Annotated in this window: 1 protein-coding gene and 1 pseudogene; both read right to left on the minus strand. The window is 58.4% G+C overall.

Annotated features, from left to right (window positions below; genetic code table 11):
- Positions 1-170: helix-turn-helix domain-containing protein (locus EG244_RS20030; RefSeq protein WP_158617386.1), on the minus strand; the 170-nt coding region annotated here is incomplete at its 3' end.
- A gap of 102 nt (positions 171-272) precedes the next feature.
- Positions 273-1130, minus strand: a pseudogene (locus EG244_RS20035) (IS110 family transposase).
- Between the last annotated feature and the right edge of the window lie 949 nt (positions 1131-2079).

Below are 2079 nucleotides of genomic sequence, written 5' to 3' on the forward strand. Positions count from 1 at the left end.
GCCATTCGTTCACCCGGCTCTCGCGGGCCATAGACCGGCGCTTCCAGCCCGCGGTCCAGATATTTTCGAACCGTCTTTCTATCGAGCCCGGTCTGTCGCGCGATCGCGCTGACACCGAGGCCCTGACGCCTTAACTCCAGGATCATCACAAGCTCCCTTAATCCCACCACCTGCCCGCCCTTTCCTTGGCATCAGCAGGGGGAATTCTGCGCCACCGATGGTCAGGGGGCATGCCCCCTGACCATCGGTATCAGCGCCCAACTGGGGATTTTTCATCCAGCCGTTTGGGGGAGATTACGCCCAGCACTTACAAGCATAGCCCAAATCGCCCGGGCCATACGGTTTGCCAGCGCGATCGCCGCCACTTTGGCCGGCTTTGTCGCGAGGATCCGGCCCAGCCAATCACTTTGCTTCCGTGCCTTTCGCCGCGCGGAGATAACGCCCATCGCGCCGAGGCAGAGAAGGCGCCTGAGGGAGCGATTGCCCATCTTCGGGATAGAACCCACCCGGTGCTTCCCCGGCTTCGGGGTCAGCCCCATGCCCAGGCCCGCAGATCAGGCGAAGCGGTCACGGGCTCAGGCAGATAAGCGCCGGCGGCCTCACCGGGCAGCTTTTCGATATGGTGCACGCCCTTCGCGACAACGATGCCGAACGCGCCGGCCGGAGCCTGAACGTGGCCCCGGCGGGACCGCGTAAGTCAGGCGACGGCACGGATCGCATTGGCCAGCGGCGGCGGCTGCCGGATCAGAAAATCCCTCACCCGATGCTGCATCAGAACCGCCTGCTGCGCCGGGGTCTTTACCGGCACAAAGCGCATTGAAGGTTGCGCGACAGCCGTGCAGAGCGCCTCGGCATCCGCATTATCGGGTTTGCCGCGTCGCACAAAGGGTTTCACACAAGAGGGCGGGATCAACCGGACCGCGTGGCCGAGGCCCGACAGCTCGCGCGCCCAAGAATGAGCCCCGCCACAGGCTTCCATACCGATCAGGCAGGGTTGCAAACGGGAGAAACGGCCAGCATCTGAGCGCGCCTAATGGCCGTCGCAGAACCAGGGCGCCCTCAGCACTGACACCGTGCACATGGAAAACGGATTTGGCCAGATCGAGGCCGATTGTGGTCATCGCCTTCATGGGTGGCTCCGCTCAGAGTGATGGTGATAAAAGATTGAATTATCAAGCCTTGCTGCGATAGGGCTTGAACGACCACTTTACGGAACAAAGCTGCCGGTCAGGGATAAACTTGCTCAACGTGTTCTGAACCGATCAGCGTTCTTGCGTTACGATTGCCAAATTGCGCATCCACTCCCAGCCCATAAGTTCGTCAGTCGCTTCGATGCAAAAGGAGTGGTCCCGCCAGCGTTCGAGCAAGGTCTGCCCAAGAGGTGCGTCTGGTGTTGTGAGGTCTCGTAAAGGCGTAGGTTTGCCGAGTATGAACCCTGCGTTTAACGCGGTCGCAAACACCAACTCAGCATTATAGAACTTCTTGTTTTCAAATATAATTTCATAATCATATGGGTTTCAATCGCAGTGATACCTGCGAATAGCGCCATCGGCCCCGCATGAAATTCCTCTGACCGATGCTCTTTCCCCCCCCCCCCCGAATGCGAAAGACAGCGTAAGATGCGCCTTCGATGAAATGGTCCAGAGGCGTTTCAGTCACGCCGATCTGTTCATCAACATAGATTGCGACCGGCCCGCCGCTTGAAGGTCGCAGCACAGCTACTGATGCCCACACCCCAGATTCAGCGCCCCTGACAGTTTCATCAAAGCGGTTAAAACCATTGTGAAACACCAAATCTCCGGGCAGCCAGTTCCAAGCGGCTTCCTCGATGGTAGCGGAATAGTCCGAGAAACCGAGTCTGGGCCAGCTAACGAGTTGTCATCCTGCCCCCAGACCGGCCCACTGCAAAAGATAGCCAAAAGCGCGGTTAAGGCAGATTTTTTCATGCCGCTCTCTACGGTTGCTGACCGATGGCCCCAACCTAGCTTGCTGACTATCGGCTTCAAAGGTCTCTTTTTAAGGGACTATGAATTATGAGGTGGCTGCAGAAATCTGAACAGCCGGGATAAGTGGATTTTC

This window comes from Falsigemmobacter faecalis, from assembly GCF_003863335.1.
GTDB lineage: Bacteria > Pseudomonadota > Alphaproteobacteria > Rhodobacterales > Rhodobacteraceae > Wagnerdoeblera > Wagnerdoeblera faecalis.